The sequence below is a fragment of the Pseudoduganella sp. RAF19 genome, assembly GCF_052114165.1.
Classification (GTDB): Bacteria; Pseudomonadota; Gammaproteobacteria; order Burkholderiales; family Burkholderiaceae_D; genus Rugamonas.
Map to the genome: position 1 here is coordinate 342,903 of NZ_JBFREF010000003.1, position 18,263 is coordinate 361,165.

The window sequence follows — 18,263 nt, forward strand, 5'->3', positions numbered from 1 at the left end:
TCAGGCCATCCAATCCAGGTCCTTGCCCAGCGCGTGGGTCATGCGCTGCCAGCGCGCCTGTACGGTGGCGTCGATCTGGTTGCTGGCGGTATCGACCTTGCAACCGCCGCGCGCAATGGTGGGATCTTCGATCACGCGCCAGCCGCCTTTATCCAGTTCCTCGGCAATGCCTTCGCGCACTACCGGCGCATCTTCCGGATTCAGAATCAGCAGGGCAGGCTGCTGCAACACCGGCAGGTATTCGATGGCTTCGCGCACGATGGGCAGGATCAGCTCCGGCTTCACCTGCAGCGCATTCTTCAGCATGCCTTTCGCCAGATGCAGGGCCAGTTCCATGACGTCGTTGGCAATCAGCTGGTCGGCGTTGCGCAGCGATTCGGTGAAATTGTCGGCCAGGGTGCGCAGCGGATCGAGCAACTGGTCGGTGGCGACACGGCCCGCTTCCAGCGCTTCCGCGGCACCGGCTTCGTGGCCGGCCGCATAGCCGTCTTCATAGCCTTGCTGGCGCGCTTCTTCGCGGATTGCTGCGAGCTCTTCTTCGGTTGGATATTCGGGTGGGGGAGGGGCTTCTTCGTATGCTGCGTACTCAGCCTCGCGCGCAGCCGCTTCTTCGGCCGCCTGGGCTTCGGCAGCGGCGCGTGATGCTGCCTCTTCGCGTTCGCGCTGAGCCACGGCGCTCGGGCGCATGTCGCCAAAGGATCTGAGTTCCCAGCGCTGGAATGCTGTCTGCTGTTCTTTTGGGATTGTTGCCATTAAATGAAGCTATCCTCGCCCTTACCGCCCAGCACGATCTGACCTTCGTCCGCCAGACGGCGCACGATTTGCAGGATCTGTTTCTGCTGGGTTTCCACTTCAGACAGGCGCACAGGGCCTTTCGATTCGAGGTCTTCGCGCATCATCTCGGCAGCACGCGCCGACATGTTCTTGAACACCTTGTCGCGCAAGTCCTGCGACGCGCCTTTCAGCGCGATGATCAGCATTTCGGACTGCACTTCGCGCAGCAGCAGCTGGATGCCGCGGTCGTCGACATCGATCAGGTTGTCGAACACGAACATCTCGTCCATGATCTTCTGCGCCATATCGTTGTCGTAGTTCTTGATGTTGTCCATTACGCTCTGTTCCTGCTCGCCGGACATGAAGTTCAGAATCTCGGCCGCGGCACGAATACCGCCCAGCGTGGATTTCTTGATGTTCTCGTTGCCGGACAGGAGCTTGGTCAGCACGTCGTTCAGTTCGCGCAGTGCGGCCGGCTGCACACCGTCCAGGGTGGCGATACGCAGCACCACGTCGTTGCGCAGACGGTCGGTGAAATGGCCCAGAATTTCGCAAGCCTGGTCGCGTTCCAGGTGCACCAGGATGGTGGCAATGATCTGCGGGTGTTCGTTGCGAATCAGCTCGGCCACTGAATTGGAATCCATCCACTTCAGCGACTCGATGCCGGAGGCGTCCTTGCCACCCAGGATGCGGGACAGCAGCACGGAAGCCTTGTCGTCGCCCAGCGCCTTGGTCAGCACCTGACGGATGTACTCGTCCGAATCCAGGCCCACAGTGGAGGCGGCCGCGTACTGGTCGCGGAAGTCGTCCAGCGTGTTGACCACCACCTCGTGCGGCACGTTTTTCATGGTCGCCATTGCGGCACCCAGCTTCAGCACTTCACGCGGGCCGAGGAATTTCATCACTTCGGCCGCTTCGCCTTCGCCCATGGCCAGCATCAGGATGGCGGCCTTTTGCAGTCCGGTGTTATCAGTCATTGTTGCCTATCCATTCCTTGATGACGTTGGCGACGATGCGCGGATCGTCCATCGCGAGTTTCTTGGCCAGCGCCAGGTTGTCGCGGTAGGTGCGCGCAGTGTTCTCTTCCATTTCCGCGATTTCCTGTGCCAGCATTTCTTCCGGCGTCGGTCCCGTCGGTTCCTCGATGATTTCCTCTTCCGGTTCCGGCTCCGGCGCATTGATTTCGTCGATCTTCTTGAAGACCGGACGCATCATCGGGCGCACGATACGCAGCAGGATGTACAGCAGGATCAGGGCCGTGATCAGGAACTTCGCCAGCTCCTTGGCCAACGGCAGGTTGGCCGGGTCACGCCACCATTCCAGCGGCGGCGGGGCTTCCTTGTCCACGCCATCGAACGGCGCATTGGCCACGCTGACCGAGTCGCCGCGATCCTGGTTGTAGCCCATGGCTTCTTTCACCAGGTTATTGATCTTGGCCATCTCATCAGCGCTCAGCGGGCGCACGGTGATCTTGCCATCCTTGCCGACGATACGGCGATAGTTTACTACGACGCCCACTGTCATGCGTTTCAGACCGGCGATGGCCTTCTGTTCATAACGCACGGTCTTGTCGACTTCGTAATTGGTGGTCGATTCCTTATGGCTTGGGCCTGCATTGGCTGCCGTCGTACCAGTACCCGGCTGACCCGGCGCCGGCGCGGTGCCTGGCGGATTGGTAGTCAGCGGTGCAGTGGCGGTGCCCGGCGGCTGGTTGGACAGGGCGCCCGGCACGCCATTCGGATTTGCGTTCGGATTGCCCGTGGTTTCGCTGCTCTGCTGGCTGCGGATAGCGGACGCGGCAGGCGGCGAATTCGGCTTGTAGGACTCGGCGGCCTGCTCGACAGCCGAGAAGTCCACGTCGGCGACCGCCTCGGCGCGTACATTGCCTTCGCCAACGATCGGCGTGACGATGGATTCCACCTGCTTGATGACCTGCTTCTGCAGTTCCTGCACGTATTTGAGCTGGCTGGCGTCCAGATTCTTGGCATTGGCGCCCGCGCTGCCGTTCTTGTTCAGGTCGGACACCAGATTGCCTTGCTGGTCCACCACGGTCACATTCGCCGGGCTCAGTTCCGGCACGGAAGAGGCCACCAGGTGTACGATGGCGCTGACCTGGGCCGGATCGATCACCCGGTTCGGGTGCAGGTTCAGGATGACGGACGCGGTCGGTTTCTGCTGCTCGCGCACGAACACGGAAGGCTTCGGCAGGGCCAGGTGCACGCGTGCGGATTGCACGGCGGACAGCGATTCGATCGAACGCGCCAGTTCGCCTTCCAGGGCGCGCTGGTAATTGACCTGTTCCAGGAACTGGGACACGCCCAGCTTCTGGTTTTCCATCAGCTCGAAGCCGACATTGCCGCCCTTTGGCAGGCCCTGTGCAGCGAGGCGCAGGCGCACGTCATGCACCTGCTCGGCGGGCACCAGGATGGCCTGGCCGCCTTCGGAAAACTTGTGCTTGACCTGCATCTGGTCCAGCGCGGCCGTGATGGCGCCGCCGTCGCGGTCGCTGAAGTTGGAGAACAGGACTTTGTAGTCCGGCTCCTTGTTCCACAGCCACAGAATCAGAACCAGCGCCAGAATGCCCGCCACAGCGCCGCCACGCATGAGGTTGCGGCCCATCGGGGTCTGGAAGAAGGCAAAACGCCCGGCCGGTTGTTCGGCGGCGGTGTCTGGTGCGTCGATGTCGAGTTGTTCGGCGGCTGCAGCCATGGGGTATCTGTGTAGGGGTTATGGGCCTGTTGCACATTATCAGGCGCTGTTGCGCGCTTTAAAGGCCTGAACAGAAGCCCGTTTCCCGTCCTGCTTATAGCCAGCGCCTTGCGCCGGCTACCGTATTCTGGAAGCCTGACAGTAGGCATATATTGTAGCGTGGCAACAGGGGCAGGACCTGACTTTGTTCCGCTGCAGCAACAGATTGGAGCACAAGATGAGAACAGGCGGCATCGACAACAGCCAGATTCAGGCCATGATTGCCCAGCTGAAAGCGGCGGCGACGCGTCCGCAGGCCACGCCGCCCGCGATCCAGACCGAAAAGCCGGCCACCCAGGTCGACTTTTCGCAAGCGCTGAAAGGCGCCCTGGACACCGTGGCGATCAGCCAGAACAAGGCGGAAGACATGAGCAAGCGCTTCCAGATGGGCGACGACTCCGTCAACCTGTCGGACGTGATGATTGCCCAGCAAAAAGCCAGCATCAACTTTCAGGCCACATTGCAAGTTCGCAACAAACTGGTACAGTCCTACCACGACATAATGAACATGCAAGTGTGACCAATGCTAAAACAGCTGATCGCCGCCATCTCGCTGATGGGACTGGGCGCCGCACACGCGGCCGGGCTCGAATTCCGTTTTGACGATTCTTCCGCACGCCTGTACAGCGCTGCAGTGCAGAAGGGCGAGATCGACGCCGCCACGGCGGAAGCGATCAGGCGCTTGCCGGAAACCGGAGCAATGGTGCGCAAGATGCGCCTGAAGGATGCGGATGCCTTCCTCGATTATCTACGCCGCATCGGCAAAGATCCCAAGCAGGCCGCGCTCGCCGCGCAGGTGCAGGCGGAGTTTGCGCGCGGGGATAAATTCACGTCAGCGGCCACGGAGGTGAGGCGCCAGCTGAAGGCGTATCTGCCGCCGGACTTCGCGGCCAAGTTCACCGTGCATTTCATTTTCGGCGGCGGCGCCACCGGTTTCGCCTTCGACGATGTGCACGATGATGTGTACGTCAACCTTGCCCGCTTCACCCAGGCGACCGCCGAGGAGCTGGCGGAGGTGGTGTCGCATGAGCTGTTCCATGCGGTGCAGGCCCATGCGATGAGCGCGCCGCCGCGTCCACCGGCCGGTATGCCGCAAGCCGCGACCGGCAAAATCTGGATGAACCGCCTGCTGTACGACCTGGTGCAGGAGGCGACGGCCGAGATCTTCACGCATCCGATTGCCGATCGCCCGGCGACACCATTCTCGGCGCCACACAAGGAGAGCATTGCCCGCAACGGCAAGCGCATGAAGTCCATCGCGGGCCTGCTCGAAACGTCGGCCCTGCGTCTGTTGCTGGCGCCGCCTGCTGATGAGGATCATTACGATCCGATTTACGGCATCCTGTTCTACGGGGATTTCGATGAGCTGGGTTACGACATGGGCTGGATCATGGCCAATGCCATCGAGCGCAAGGACGGCAAGGATGCCATCTACCGCATCCTGCAAGGCGAGCCGAAGCAGTTCGTGCTGCGCTACCAACAGATCGCCGAAAGCGATCCTTCCCTGTTCAAATTCAACGAGGATTTCCTGCGCGCCGTGCGCGCACTCTAGTTCAGGCCGGCGATACGGGCGTTGCGCTCGCGTTCGAGCTTGGTGATGTAGCGCTGAACGGCGTTCAGCGCGGAGCGGGGAATGTCGACGAACTGGCAGCCAAGGCGGCGGTTCGATTTGTTGTTCAAAAGCGTCAATTCGATCGAATTGCGGATCTGCAGGCCGCAAACGATGGGGCCGATTTCCGGTAATTCGATGCGGCAGTCGTTGTACATCTTGCCGATCGTGTCGCCCAAAATGAGGCGGTTGTCCAGGATGGCGATGCCGCCGCAACTGATGTCGGCCAGCGGGAAATGGTTGGCGCCGCCGCCCATTTCCGGTGGCAGGGGAATCTGCACGCGTACCGGATTGCTGACTGGCGTGGCCATGCGATAGAACTCGCGGCGCTGCAGGCGGATCAGGCTCAGTGGTACGGAAATTTTCAGCGCGGGACCGCCTTCGAAAGTGGCCGATTGCACGCGCTCGCTACCGAACATGATGCGGATCTTGTCCAGCGAGGTTTCATAGGAAACGGCTTTAGCTGCAAGGATGCGGCGGTTCTGGTCGGGGTTGACGGAGCAGTCGAGAATGACCGCGTCATTGTCCGGATCGACTTCCAGAATCGAGGTCACGCACACGTCCGATTCACCGTGTACCAGCATACGGATCAGCTGCTTTTTCTCACTGATGCTGCGTAAGAGGGCGACAATCTCGCGGCGGGATTCCACCTCAAAATCATGCCAATTCTCCAGGTCCGCATCCGAAATATAAGTGTGCATCAAAGTCCGTTGTCTGGGGATTCGATCGGTGTGCTCAAGTCCGGTGCCGGGGGCGGGGGCTGTCCAGACTTTTGCGCTGCTTCAATATGATAAAGCCAGGCCAACAGTTCCGCAATTGTACGGTAGAGCACTGGCGGGATCTGTGCATCCAGATCCACTTCCATCAGCAGCGACACCAATTCCTTCGACTCATGGATGTGCACGCCATGTTCGGCGGCGACGGCAATGATCTGCTCGGCCACCAATCCGCGTCCTTTGGCGACGACTTTTGGTGCCGCCTGGCCGGATTTGTAGGCGAGGGCGACCGCACTTTGCAGCGGGCGGCGTGGCTGGTCAGGATTGTCCATCGCCAGCCTCCGCGCTGATGGTCAATGAAGCCAATGGCGCACCAGCCGCGTCCATGGCGCCTTGCAGCATGCTGGCCCAGGCACGCAAGGTGGCAGCTGTGTCTTCGCTGCCGGACTCGACCTGGATGTGGACTTGCTCGCCCACCATGGTGACCTTGGCGCCCACCTTGCCGAGCATGGGGAAACGGAAGCGTACGCCGCTGCGCCAGACCGGTTCGCTTTCGCGTTCGCCGCCGCGCTCTTGCTGCTTGCCACCATCGCGGCGGTCACGTTCGATTTCCCATTGCATGGGCTGGCCGGGCCAGGCCTGGCCTTGCCAGATCACCTTGCCCTGTTCCTGGGTGTGCAGCTGCTGGTTGATCATTTGCGCAGCGGACAGATCGGGGCCGTTCAGCAGCTTGTTCGCGGCTTCGGCCGGCGTCTGCGCGGCGGCTTGCGCCATGCGCTGCATTTGCGGCTCGCGCTGCAAGTCCTGCAAGGGTCGCTTGCCTTCGGCCCATTCGGCCACGTGCGACTCGTAAAACAGGCCGCTGTCGCCCAGGGCTTGTTTCAGGTTCTGGTCCAGCTTGGCGGTGTCGGGTGGGCCACCATCGGACAGCGGCGTTTTGCCATTGATCGTGACCGGCACACCGGGCGTGGTGTAGGCCGCGCTCAGCGCCGTGGAGATGGCGCGCGCAGCGGGGCTCAGCGTGGGTTGCGGCGTGTTCTTGTCGAGCGGTGGAAGCTGCTCGGATGGCGTCAGCGGGGCTTTGCTGAGCAGCGTCGCCGCCGCGCTTTGCGGGCGCGTTCCCGCAGCCTGCGCGCCGGCTTGAGCGCCCGTGCCGGACGCTTGCGCAGCGGCTTCGGCATCAGCACCCGCGGGCAAGCCTGCTTGCGCGGCGCCTTGCTGACCGGCTTGTGCGAGCTGGGCCGCTTGCGGCGGCACGCCCGGCTGGCCAGCGGCGCCGGGCTGCCCCGGCGTCTGGCCTTGCGCAGCTTGCTGCGCGGCCTGGCGGCCTGCCTGGCTGAGCGTGCTGGTGTCCTGCGACGGCAGGCGTGCCGTGTCCTCGGCCATGGGCGGCAGCGGCTTGCCTTCCGTGTAGAGCACGGCCGCTTCGCCCGCGTTGGGATTGCCGGCGCCGATCTGCAAGGTAGGGCGTGGATCGGCCGCGACCACGGTCAAGGGCAGCGAAGTGCCTGCCTGCACATTGGACGGCAGCAGCATGCGCGCGTTGGTATCCGCCACGCGCACCAGGTAGCTGCCATCGTTGAATTTGGAAAGGACCTGGGCCGACACGGTCTGGCCCACCAGGTTTTGCAGGGCGCGCTGAAACGCCTGCTGGCGCGCGTCGCCGACCGGTGCGGTTGCAACGCGCCCATCGACAGCGGGAAGAGGGCGCACGCCCGGCGCGTCAAGCCGCGTCGCCATCGCGTGCGGGCAGCTTAGACGCTGCCGTAGGCATTCACCAGGCGGCGCTCAGTACCGGTGCTGTTGATCAGGGCGGAGAGTTGCGCCATCCAGGGCATGGCCAGGTCGCGGATTTCGCGGTCGGCAATCAGCATACGCCGGATCAGGGCGACTTTGCGCTCGCGCTGTTCGCCTTGCAGGGCTTCGGCCGGTTCTTGCTGCTGCAGGCGGCGGGCCTGGGCGGCCACTTGCTGCTCCAGCATGACCAATTGGTCCCAATCGCCAGTCTTGGCGGCGGCCAGCATGCGCTCGGTCAGTTCCGCCATACGGGCGTAGGTGTTCACGACTTCCAGTGGGCTCATCGTCATTATCAAACGCTCGCGAAATTCGGGGTTTTCTGGGGAGCCTGAGGATTTGCGGCCGGGGTATTGCCGATGGCATTCCAGGCATCGCGCAATTCGCCCAGCAGGCGTTGCACTTCTTCCAGAATCTCGGGCTTGTTCTCCAGATTTGCCTGCAGCAGGCGATTGCTCATGTATTCGTACAGCGCGTCGAGGCCTTCGGCAATCTCGCCACCTGCCTTCTTGTCCAGCGCAGCGCGCAAACCGCTGTCGATGATCATGATGGCTTTGGAGATCGCCTTGCCTTTCTCGCCGATATTACCTGCTCGCATGTTGGTCAGCCCGCTGGCGATCGCCGTCATGGCGCCGTCGAACAGCATCACGATCAGCTGGTGCGGACTGGCGGCAACAACCCCGGTTTCCATGCCTACTTTGGCGTAGGCATTGACGCCGGTTTGCCTGGTTCCAAACATTGTGAATCTCCTCTAAATCGATTTAGCTGGCCGAAGGAAGCTTGGCCAGTTGCTGCGTCAGGAAGGTCGCAGTCGAGTTCATGCTGGCTACCGCCGTATCAAGTGCAGTGTACTGCTTGCGGTATCGGGCTTCAATATCCGCGAGTTTGGCATTGAAGGCATCTTTCTGCTTCTGAATATCCTTGACGCTATTATTCAAACCTGTCGTGCGGCCATTCAGAATGCCGGTGCTGCCGAGGTAGCCGCTGGCCAGCGTGTTGAGCTGGTAAGCGTAACCTTGCGAGAAGCCGATGTCACCGCGGAGGCCTGTGCTGGTACCTTGTACCAGCATTTTCAGTCCTTCCACCGGGGCTCCTGGCGCGCCGGTCAGGGACTGCCCGTCTCCAGTGGCCGAATAGCCGCCAATTGTGCCGGCAACGTCAACGCCATTCGAAGCTGTCGCACCACCGAAAATGGATGCAACACTCGAGCCGTTCAGATCGCTGATACTGATGTTCGATTTGCTGCCGTACTTGTTCGACAGAATTTGCAGCGTGCCATCGGTATTCACGGTTACAGCCACGGTCGAGCCAGCAGTCGAGAAATTGCTCGCGCCGTTAATGGCGGACTGCATCATCGTCGCCAGCTGCTGCGGCGTGTAGCTGCCTGCAGCTAGAGTGACGGTGGCCGAATTGCTGGCGTTGGATGGCGAAGTATCGTTCAGCGTAAAGGTCCACTGGGTATTGTCGTCGATCGTGATCTCGGCGGGCAGGGCGCTGCCGCTTGTCATCTTGGCTTGGGTTGCCAGCTGAGTAATGTTGATGGCGTAGTCGCCTGCCTGGGTAGCCGAGGTGGAGCTGGTGAAGCTGATGTCGCTGTCGCTGGTCTTACCGATCGCGGCAAACACACCGGCGATATCGTTGAAATTGCCGGCCAGCGCCTTGTTCAGCTTGCTGCTATCAACGCTCAACGTACCGTCTTTTTGGAAAGAAATACCCACCTGGCCAAGTGAGGTCAGGCTGCCTTTCAAACCGGTCAACTGGGTCGACATTTGACGACGCAGGCTGGCTTGCAGGCTTTGCACAGTGGAATCACCCAACAGCGGACCACCGGTCTGCGTATCCTGGTCATAAGCCGTCAGGGACTTGATCTGGCTGTTGAGGTCGTTGTACGCCTTGACGAAGTCATTGACGGCACTGGTGACCTTGCTGTTATCGCGAGAGACATTTACGGTGGAGCTGCCAGTACCCACGATATCAAACGTCATTCCTTCTACTGCATCGCTGATGCTGGTGCTGGAGCTGGTGACGTTAATGCCGTTGATAGTTGCAATAGTGTCCAGCGCAGCCGACTTCTGGCTCATGTTCTGCGCGCCAGCTGGATCATAGGCCAGCAGCGAAACCAGGTCAGCATCGGGCGGGTTGCCGCCGGAACCAGCGAGCGAGATCTTCATCGTTGACGAGGCACCAGTCGCGGTCGAGGTGAGCACCAGGTGCTGCGGCGTGTTCTCGCTGCCGTCCGATACGATGCTAGCAGTCACGCCGAAATTGCCTTTGTTGATGGCGTCACGGATGCCTGCCAGGGTGTTATTCGTGCTGTCGATCGTGATCGTGCCGGAAGTGCGGTCGCCGTCCACCGCAAAGCTTGCGCCGGTGCTGTAGCTGCCACCGGTGCCTGCGGTCAGGCCAGCGGCGGATGGATTGCTGCCGCCCACCGAGATCTGGCTGCCGTCATTCGATTGCAGAACGATATTGCTGGTCGCGGTCGCCGTCGAACCTGCGTTGGCGGTTGCCGAGGTCTTGCCTAAGCCACCGTTCACGGCGCCTGTGACCGTTTCCGTAATGGCGATATTGGCGCCGTCCGGATTGGTGAATTGCAGAGTACCGTCAGCAGCGCTGCCGGTAAATGTGATATTGGCATTGGCCAACGCCTGGGATACGGCACTGCCTGGAACCAGCGCTGCGTCAATAGCTGCCGCGTCAACGCCCGAACCAGCGGCGACGCCGGCCGCCTGGGTGGCGATCTGCACGCCGCCAATGCTCAGGGAATAGGTGCCGCCGCCGCTGGTGTCCACCGCGCCGAAGGTGGTTGCACCACCGCTACCGAACAGGGTAGCCGAAGTCAAGGTTGGTGATGCCTTGGCGCTCACCCCCGTGGTGGATTCCTTGGCATTGATGGCATCCGCCAGCGCGCGCGCGCTACGGGTGCTGGAATCGGTTGCGATCGAAGTGCCATTGATAGTCAGGCCACCGGGCGTGATGCCGCCGGTAACCACGCCAGCACCCAGTGCCGCGCCAGTGACGCCGAATACGCCGCCAGTCACGGTGCCGAGTTGGAAAGTGATGTTGGTCTTCTGTCCCGTACCGATGGCGGTCGAGGTCGTCTTGTAGCCAACCGTGGACGCCAGCGTGTGCGCCTGGGCTACCTGGGTGACATTGATCTTGTAGTTGCCAGTCGCTGCCTTGGCGGTCGCGCTAGCGGTAAGCACCGATTCCGCGCTGGACTTGGTCGTCATGGCCTGGAACGCCGAGACGCTGCTCAGGCCGGACAAGGTGCCCTGGAAAGTCGACAGTGCGCCGGACAGGTTGCCAAACGCGCTGACCTTGGCCAGGTAGCTGGCGGACTTCTTGTCGAGGTCAGCCAACGGCGCCGACTCTGCGGCCATCAGCTTGCTGACGATGGTGTTGACGTCGATGCCGGAACCAATGCCGGGAGAAGAAATGCCCACTTGTTGCTCCTGATGAAAACGCTACCAATATAGGGGATTATCGGCAGCAATAAACAGGACTTGAGAGAGGGAATTGTTGTCCTGTTCTGCGGACTGGACCGTGATGTCGCCCTAGCACCATCATGCCACAGTGGAAAAAAAACGGCGCGCCGTGGCGCGCCGTATCAGGCAGTTTCTTTAAGTATAAGGCTGCGTGCCGAATCGATCGATTTGGCAATTTCCAGCGCCTCTGGTGTAGGCATCTGGCGCAGCACTTCCTTGGTGGACTGATCGACCACCTTGATTACCGTGAGCTTGGTATCGCCGTCGATGGAAAACTCGACGCCCTGGGCTTTTTCCTGAGCTGCTTTATTCAGCTTAGATACGGCCTGTGAGACTTGTTCCAGCGTCGGTGCCGGGGCGCTTGCCGTAACAGCGGCTGCCGTTTCAGTGGCAGTGGCTGGCGCGCGGCCGGTGCCTTGCAGGACGGCCGATTCGGCTGCGGCAAGCGGCCGTTCCAGGGAACGGTTCGTGCCGGCTGTAGCGATTGAATCGATAGTCATGATGCTTCCTTTGTGCAAAACCCCGGCAGGCTAAAAGCCGGCCGGGGTGGCGGTTATAAGCGATGGAAGTCCATCACATTATAAAAGCTTGCTCACGCGGGGAATTAACCACGCAGCAGGGACAGCACGCCGTTCGGCAGCGAGTTAGCTTGCGCCAGCATCGCGGTACCAGCTTGCTGCAGGATCTGGCCACGGGTCAGGTTAGCCGTTTCAGCAGCGAAGTCGGTATCCTGAATACGGCTCTGGGAAGCCGACAGGTTTTCCGAGGTGGTCTGCAGGTTCGAGATGGTCGAAGCGAAACGGTTCTGAATCGCACCCAGGGAAGCGCGGTTGCTGTTGATTGCGTTCAGTGCCGAGTCGATGGTCTTCAGAGCAGCGTTAGCACCGTCAACGGTGGACACGTCGATCTTGGCCACGGACTGCAGGTCGGAACCGGTGGTGCCGTTCACGATCGTGGTCGAGTTGTTGGTCGAAGCCAGGCTGAAGCCGCTGTCCGAGGAGAAGTCCAGATGGCCACCCACGGTAACGCTTTGGCCGCTCGCGCCGATTGCAGGCGAGGTGAATGCCGATACTGCAGCTTGCGAGCCGACGGCTGGCTTGTCGGTACCGCGCATGGTGGCAGCAGCCAGCAGGTCGTCCGAAGCGCCATTGGTGTTGGTGATCTGGATGTCAGCACCGGAGCTGTTCACCAGCTGGATTTCTTTGCTGCCATTGGTCGGGTTCGACTTGATGGATGCGGAAATACCGGTGGTGTTGGTTTGTGCGTTGATTGCCTGAGCCAGAGCCGACAGGTCGCCGCCTTTTACCTTAGCCGAGATGGTCACGGCGGTAGAGTTGGCATCCGATTCGATCGAGTTGTCGCCACGCAGAGAGAACTGAACCGAGCCGTCGGTGCCGGTGACCAGACCTTGCAGGGTTGCAGTGGTCTTGGCGCTGGCGGTCACACCGGAGGCGCTGGTGTTGGCGTTCACTGCAGCTGCAATCTTCTTCGCGCTGTCGCCTGCGGCGGTGGTCACCGTGGTGGTGGTGCCGGAGCCGGAGGTGAAGGTCAGCGTGTCAGCAACCTGGTTGTTGGCAGTGCCGGCGATCGCGTCGGACAGGGAACCGCCACCAGCGTTGAAGTAGCCGGACAGGGTGTTGTTGCCGATGTCGGTAGCTTTAGCCGATTGCACGCCGATGTTAATGGTCTGGCCGGAGTTCGCGCCAACCTGGAACTGAGCGGAGGTCAGGGAACCGTCCAGCACGTTCTGGCCGTTGAACTGGGTGGTGTTGGCCACGCGGTCCAGTTCTTTTGCCAGGGACGAAACTTCGTTCTGGATCGATTTGCGGTCGGAATCGGAGTTGGTGCCGTTAGCGGACTGCACGGACAGTTCGCGAATACGCTGCAGCAGGTCACCTGCGGTGCTCAGGCCACCTTCAGCCGTCTGAGCCAGCGAAATACCGTCGTTTGCGTTGCGGGCAGCTTGGTTGTTACCACGAATCTGGGAAGAGAAACGTGCGGAAATTGCCAGGCCAGCGGCGTCGTCTTTGGCGCTGTTGATGCGCAGGCCGGAGGACAGGCGCTGCAGCGAGGTCGACAGGGCGGATTGCGACGAGTTCAGGTTACGCTGTGCGTTCAGGGAGGCAACGTTGGTGTTGATGGTCTGAGCCATGATGTAAATCTCCAGTGGTACTTCTAAGTTGGGCTATTTGCTCATTCACTTTGGCCCGTCACGCTGTTCTATGACGATCAAGCCGCTGTTGAGACAGGTAACGGTTGCCCTACGGGAACCTTTAGGGGGATTTACGAGCGGAAATTGCGTGTTTTCGCTCTAAAGTCGAGGTCCCGATACCCGCTAAGACGGCGGGATTTTGGAGAACTTTAGGGGTAAAAATAATTTTTTTAGGCAAAAAAAAACCTGCCGCGCGGCAGGTTTTTTGACAAGTAATTTGTTTATTCGGCAACAATGACCCGATTTTTTCCGGTACGCTTGGCCTGATACATTGCCGAGTCGGCACGTTTGACCAGTTCGGTCTGGCCTTCGTTGGGGCGGCGCAGAGCGACACCGGCGGAGAAGGTGATCAGAACCTTTTCATTTTCGTGCATGAAGAAGTGGCGGGTCAGCTCGCGCTGCAGACGGGTCATGGTGGCGACCGCAGCCTCGATGGTGGTTTCCGGCAGCATGATCAGGAATTCCTCGCCGCCGAAGCGGGCGATCACGTCCATCGAGCGCAGGGTTTCCTTGACCACCTTGACCAGGTGTTTCAGCGCGTTGTCGCCGGCGATGTGGCCCAGCGAGTCGTTGAGCTTCTTGAAATCGTCCAGATCCAGCACGGCGATGCAGAGCGGCGTGCCGCGGCGGTCGGCGCGTGCCGTCTCGCGTTCGAACACGTCATCCAGGCCGCGGCGGTTGAGGGAGCCGGTCAGCTGGTCTTCACGCACCAGCTCGCTCATATGCTGCAGCTTGGCTTCCAGGGCGTGGATGCGGGCTTCGGCGTCCTGCACCTCCTGCTGGGCGGTGACCATGCGGTCGCGCGCTTTCAGGGCCTCGTCCTGCACCAGTCGGGTTTCCTTCAGCACGTCGTCGAGGATCTGGTTCAGCTCGGAGATGTCCTTGGCCTGGCTGATCTTGGCAGAGTAGCCGCCGATCTTCTCGTGGAAGTCGCCGGTGGAAACGGCCACAGCGCCCAGGCGGTCGATGAAGGTCATCATCATATTCTTGACCGTGGACTTCACGTCGGCCAGGCTGTGCTTGAGCTGGCTCTGCTTATAAATGACGTCCTTCAGGCTGCGCGTGGCTTCCTCCAGCGCGCGCTGGTCGATCGGGCCGGAAATCAGATTCTGTACTGCGTCGATCTGGCCACGCAGCCAGGAATCGTCGTCCAGCAGCTCGGACACGTTCTCCAGCAGCAGGCGGAACAGGCGCAGCAAGAGTTCCTGCTGTTCGGCCGTGTCGCCACTGCGAATTTCGATCTGGTAGCACAGCTGTTTCAGGCGCGTGCCGATCTCGGCCAGTGCCGCTTCGGTGTGCGCTTCCTTGGTGGCCGCGCCCAGAGCTTCGGCCTCGGCCACCAGCGCTGGTGTGCCGCTCAGCAGCGAAGCAACGGCAAAGGTCAGCGTGCGGCTGAGCAGGTCGCGCAGCTGTTTGGCTTGTTCGCCTTCCGTATTTGGGGCCAGTTCGATGCCACCGCCGGGGCGGGTGGGTGCAGGGCGCTCGGCCAGAGCGGACAGGGTGCGCGCATAGGCCTCCCAGTCACGCGATTTGACCGCGCGATTGAAGCGGCGGCCAAAATCGGCGAGTTCGCCCGGCTGATCGGTCAGGCGGGCGGCAAACTGGGTAAGAACGTTTTCGGGGCCGGGATCGGCGGCGGGCGCTGCGGTTGCCGGGGCGCCGGTAATTTCGTTGTAGATGTCGCGATAGGCGTCGGGCGTAGGAGCGATCCGGCGCAGCGCGAGACGGCGGAAAGCCTCGCGGGCAACATCAGCCGGGTTCATGTCCGCGCCGGCTGGGTTGGTGGGTTTGCTAGACATCTGACGTACAGCCTTTACAAAGGTTTACCGATTGTCAGCATCTTAAGCCACTGTCCAGTATGCCCATCGTTCAATTAGCAGGGAGAAATTTGCCTTAATTCCCGGCATCAATCGATTAACTGGTTTTTAATGGCGTAATGCGTCAGCTCGGCGCTGTTCTTCAGGTTCATCTTGGCCAGCAGGCGGGCGCGGTACTCGCTGACGGTCTTGACCGACAGCGACAGCTCCTTGGCAATCGCACCCACGGTTTTGCCGGAAGCGATCATGGTCAAGGTCTGGAATTCCCGGTCGGACAGCATTTCATGCGGCGCTGCCTGATGGTCCTCGCCGACATGGTTTGCCAATTCCTGGGCCAGTGCCGGACTAATGTATTTTAATCCGCTAGCGACCTGCCGGATCGCATTGACCAGTTCTTTTGGTGCACTTTGTTTGGTCAGATAGCCTGCCGCACCCGCTTTTAGCGAGCGGATGGCGTATTGGTCCTCGCGATGCATGGACAGCATCAGCACAGCCAGTTCCGGCTTTTCCTTCTTGATCTGTTTGAGCACCTCGATGCCGCTGCGGTCGGGCAGGGTAATGTCGAGCAGGATGACGTGGCAGCCGGACTTGCGGAACAGCTTGACCGCGTCCAGCCCGTTTTCGGCCTCGCCGGCGACAACGATATCCTTGGTCTCGGCCAGGATCTGCTTCAGTCCTTCGCGGACGATGGCGTGATCGTCGGCAATGAAGACCTTGATGGTGGCTTTTTCGCTCATGCTATGTTATTTCGTTGAGGCAACTTCTCTGGGCGCTATTGTAACGTCCGCCGCCTCGGCTGGCAGCCTGATTTTGATCGCCACGACAGTACCGCCGCCGGGTGCATGACTCAAGGTCAAGGTTCCGCCCAGCGCTGCGGCGCGCTCGGCCATGCCACGCAGGCCGAAAGAGTCCGTTTTAGAGCGGTCAGTCGGGGCAATACCCTTGCCGTCGTCCGTGATTTTCAAGCTGAGCTGGCCGCGCGCACGTTGCAGGCGCACGCTGACGGAACGCGCGCGGGCGTGCTTGGCAATATTGGTCAGCGCTTCCTGTGCGATACGGAACAGGGCAGCGGCCTGATCGGGCGCGAGGTCGAGGTCCTTCACGTTCGACTGGAAACGGCAGACGATACCGGCTTGCGTCGAGAATTCCTTGACCTGCCATTCCAGCGCGGCGGGAAGGCCGAAGTCCAGCACGGATGGGCGCAGATCGAGCGTGATGCGGTGCACGGCATCGATAGTGCGGTCGACCAGCGAATCAACGTAGGCCGCTTTTTGCTGCAGGTGCTCGTCGCCTTCCGGCAGGCGGGCGGCCAGCATGGTCAGCGCCATCTTGATGGCGGTCAGATTGCCACCCAGATCATCGTGGATTTCGCGGGCGATGCGTTCGCGCTCCTGCTCCTTTACCTTTTCAATGTGGGCGGTCAGCTCCGCCAGGCGCGCCCGGCTGGCACGCACTTCGAGCTGCTCCAGCTTGCTCTCCGTGATATTGCTCATGATGCCTTCCCACTGCACCGTGCCATCGTCCAGGCGGTGCGGGGTACTGCGCAGGTTAATCCACTTCACGTCTTTCCACGCTTCGACCCAGATGCGGCCTTCCCAGTTCCAGCTCCACAGCGAGCCGGCGGAAGCATCCATCGATTCCTGGTAAGAAGAGCGGTCGTCGTGCAGGATCAACTCCAGAAAGCGCTGCGGCTCGGCTTGCAGCTCGGCGGCGCTGAGGCCCAGCAGTGCCTGGCAGCCATCGCTGAGGTAGGGAAATTCCACACGGCCATCCGGCAGGCGGCTGAATTGATAAACCAGACCTGGGGTGTGGGCGGCAATTGCGTCTAAAGCGGAGAGCTGGCTGGGGTGCATGACGTTAGTGTAACGTCAACGGCGCCGTGCGCGCCAGAAGGCGCTGAAGCGGCGCAGCACTCTCAACGGCCGCATGTCGAAACGGCCGCCGCGCCCACGGCGCAGACGACGCAGCCAGTCGCGGCAGGCGCGCAGCGCGTCGCGGCATTCCTGCCAGGCGGCGGTGGCTTTCAGGCGCGCAATCCAGCGGTCTTTCAGTTCGATGAAGCGGTTGTGAATCCGTGCGAACCAGGCCAGTTGCAACAGGGCAGGGCGCGTCAACGCATACAGCCGCGCCACCGCGGCTGCACCCGCCACTTTGGCGATCACAAAAACGCTGAGGCCCATCATGGCATGCCCTTTCGCCATGGCAAACAGGGCCAGCAGCTTTACCGGGAACAGCAGCAGGGCCGGCAAAGTGAACAGCGCCAGGGCGGCCAGCGGTCCGAGCCGGCTGATGAAGCGCTCCAGCGCATGCAGCGGCGGAAACTGCGCCAGCCTCTCCATCAGGCGCGCACCAACATCCCACAGCCATTCTTCAAAGATGAGGAAGAGAGCTGCGAGGTAGACGAGAGGAGCAAACAGCCGGCGTCTGAATGTGTACAATCGCTTCATGTGGGTGCCATTATTGCACCATTAGACTTAAGCAGATATGAACAAGGCATTCGTAAAAGAGAGCGAGCAGGACGACGATGATGATGCTGTCCCTGCCGCGTTGGCGATTCCGGCGGGATCGAAAAACTACATCACGCCTGCGGGCTACCAGCGCATCAAGGATGAGCTGCTGCAGCTGATTGATGTGGAACGGCCGGAGGTCGTGAAGGTGGTGCACTGGGCGGCGTCGAATGGCGACCGTTCGGAGAATGGCGACTATATTTACGGCAAGCGCCGGCTGCGCGAAATCGACCGACGCATTCGTTTCCTCACCAAACGTATGGACCTGGCCGCTGTGGTTGACCCGAGCGTGCACCATGGCAGCGACCAGGTTTTTTTCGGCGCTACGGTAACTTACGCCAAGCGCTCGGGCGAAGAGCAAACCATCACTATTGTTGGCATCGACGAATTCGACCCCCTGAAAGGTAAGATCAGCTGGATCTCACCCGTCGCCCGCACCTTGACGAAGGCTCGAGAAGGCGACACTGTCACGCTGCACACGCCAACCGGCGTAGAAGAACTCGACATCCTCGAAGTCAGCTATCCCGCACCCGGCGAGGATTGAGCTGACGCAAAGCGCGCTGGCTGCATTTCACTATCCTTAACCCTAAAGTCGGGG

General features: G+C 61.1%; 18 protein-coding genes. 3 read left to right on the forward strand and 15 right to left on the reverse strand.

What is annotated here, in order from left to right:
• Genes AB4Z19_RS09435 through fliF form a run of 3 tightly spaced genes read right to left on the reverse strand, consistent with a single transcriptional unit; the run spans position 1 to position 3,483 of the window.
• The gene (locus AB4Z19_RS09435; protein ID WP_442025458.1) at positions 1–753 is read right to left on the reverse strand and encodes a flagellar assembly protein FliH; all 753 of its coding nucleotides are present in this window, start codon (positions 751–753) and stop codon (positions 1–3) included.
• Positions 753–1,751 (reverse strand): flagellar motor switch protein FliG, encoded by a 999-nt coding sequence (gene fliG, locus AB4Z19_RS09440; RefSeq protein ID WP_442025457.1) that lies wholly within the window; start codon positions 1,749–1,751, stop codon positions 753–755. Before fliG ends, AB4Z19_RS09435 begins: the two co-directional genes overlap by 1 nt.
• A complete protein-coding gene (gene fliF, locus AB4Z19_RS09445; RefSeq protein WP_442025465.1) occupies positions 1,744–3,483 on the reverse strand; it encodes a flagellar basal-body MS-ring/collar protein FliF in 1,740 nt (579 codons plus the stop codon). The genes fliG and fliF overlap by 8 nt, the downstream gene beginning before the upstream one ends.
• Positions 3,484–3,700: 217 nt before the next feature.
• Between fliF and fliE the strand changes: the two genes are divergently transcribed.
• Both fliE and AB4Z19_RS09455 read left to right on the forward strand, forming a co-directional pair.
• The gene (gene fliE, locus AB4Z19_RS09450; RefSeq protein ID WP_442029868.1) at positions 3,701–4,042 is read left to right on the forward strand and encodes a flagellar hook-basal body complex protein FliE; all 342 of its coding nucleotides are present in this window, start codon (positions 3,701–3,703) and stop codon (positions 4,040–4,042) included.
• Between the two features lie 3 nt (positions 4,043–4,045).
• Positions 4,046–5,074: a DUF5700 domain-containing putative Zn-dependent protease gene (locus AB4Z19_RS09455; RefSeq protein ID WP_442035099.1), complete on the forward strand. Its 1,029-nt coding sequence runs from the start codon at positions 4,046–4,048 to the stop codon at positions 5,072–5,074.
• Here the strand turns inward: AB4Z19_RS09455 and AB4Z19_RS09460 are convergent.
• The 12 genes from AB4Z19_RS09460 to AB4Z19_RS09515 form a co-directional block, all read right to left on the reverse strand.
• On the reverse strand, positions 5,071–5,832 hold the full coding sequence (locus AB4Z19_RS09460; protein ID WP_442035101.1) for a flagellar brake protein: 762 nt from the start codon (positions 5,830–5,832) through the stop codon (positions 5,071–5,073). The genes AB4Z19_RS09455 and AB4Z19_RS09460 overlap by 4 nt on opposite strands.
• Entirely contained in the window at positions 5,832–6,179 is a 348-nt protein-coding gene (locus AB4Z19_RS09465) for an EscU/YscU/HrcU family type III secretion system export apparatus switch protein (RefSeq protein ID WP_442026313.1), read from the reverse strand. The genes AB4Z19_RS09460 and AB4Z19_RS09465 overlap by 1 nt, the downstream gene beginning before the upstream one ends.
• Positions 6,166–7,587 (reverse strand): flagellar hook-length control protein FliK, encoded by a 1,422-nt coding sequence (fliK, locus tag AB4Z19_RS09470; RefSeq protein ID WP_442035103.1) that lies wholly within the window; start codon positions 7,585–7,587, stop codon positions 6,166–6,168. The genes AB4Z19_RS09465 and fliK overlap by 14 nt, the downstream gene beginning before the upstream one ends.
• A gap of 14 nt (positions 7,588–7,601) precedes the next feature.
• Complete coding sequence (locus AB4Z19_RS09475) at positions 7,602–7,928, reverse strand: flagellar protein FliT (RefSeq protein WP_442026315.1); 327 nt, start codon at positions 7,926–7,928, stop codon at positions 7,602–7,604.
• 8 nt (positions 7,929–7,936) lie between these two features.
• Entirely contained in the window at positions 7,937–8,380 is a 444-nt protein-coding gene (gene fliS, locus AB4Z19_RS09480) for a flagellar export chaperone FliS (protein WP_442026316.1), read from the reverse strand.
• Between the two features lie 22 nt (positions 8,381–8,402).
• A complete protein-coding gene (gene fliD, locus AB4Z19_RS09485) occupies positions 8,403–11,087 on the reverse strand; it encodes a flagellar filament capping protein FliD (protein WP_442026317.1) in 2,685 nt (894 codons plus the stop codon).
• A gap of 164 nt (positions 11,088–11,251) precedes the next feature.
• Positions 11,252–11,629, reverse strand: coding sequence for a flagellar protein FlaG (locus tag AB4Z19_RS09490; protein ID WP_442026318.1), 378 nt, complete (start codon positions 11,627–11,629; stop codon positions 11,252–11,254).
• A gap of 104 nt (positions 11,630–11,733) precedes the next feature.
• The gene (locus AB4Z19_RS09495; RefSeq protein ID WP_442035105.1) at positions 11,734–13,281 is read right to left on the reverse strand and encodes a flagellin N-terminal helical domain-containing protein; all 1,548 of its coding nucleotides are present in this window, start codon (positions 13,279–13,281) and stop codon (positions 11,734–11,736) included.
• Positions 13,282–13,562: 281 nt separating this feature from the next.
• Entirely contained in the window at positions 13,563–15,140 is a 1,578-nt protein-coding gene (locus tag AB4Z19_RS09500; protein ID WP_442035107.1) for a GGDEF domain-containing protein, read from the reverse strand.
• 107 nt (positions 15,141–15,247) lie between these two features.
• The gene (locus tag AB4Z19_RS09505; RefSeq protein ID WP_442026394.1) at positions 15,248–15,895 is read right to left on the reverse strand and encodes a response regulator; all 648 of its coding nucleotides are present in this window, start codon (positions 15,893–15,895) and stop codon (positions 15,248–15,250) included.
• A 6-nt stretch (positions 15,896–15,901) separates the two neighbouring features.
• The gene (locus AB4Z19_RS09510) at positions 15,902–17,011 is read right to left on the reverse strand and encodes a histidine kinase (protein ID WP_442026395.1); all 1,110 of its coding nucleotides are present in this window, start codon (positions 17,009–17,011) and stop codon (positions 15,902–15,904) included.
• 15 nt (positions 17,012–17,026) lie between these two features.
• Positions 17,027–17,605, reverse strand: a complete 579-nt coding sequence (locus AB4Z19_RS09515) for a hypothetical protein (protein ID WP_442026396.1) — start codon at positions 17,603–17,605, stop codon at positions 17,027–17,029.
• Positions 17,606–17,642: 37 nt separating this feature from the next.
• Between AB4Z19_RS09515 and greB the strand changes: the two genes are divergently transcribed.
• Positions 17,643–18,209: a transcription elongation factor GreB gene (gene greB / locus AB4Z19_RS09520; protein ID WP_442026397.1), complete on the forward strand. Its 567-nt coding sequence runs from the start codon at positions 17,643–17,645 to the stop codon at positions 18,207–18,209.
• Positions 18,210–18,263: the final 54 nt, after the last annotated feature.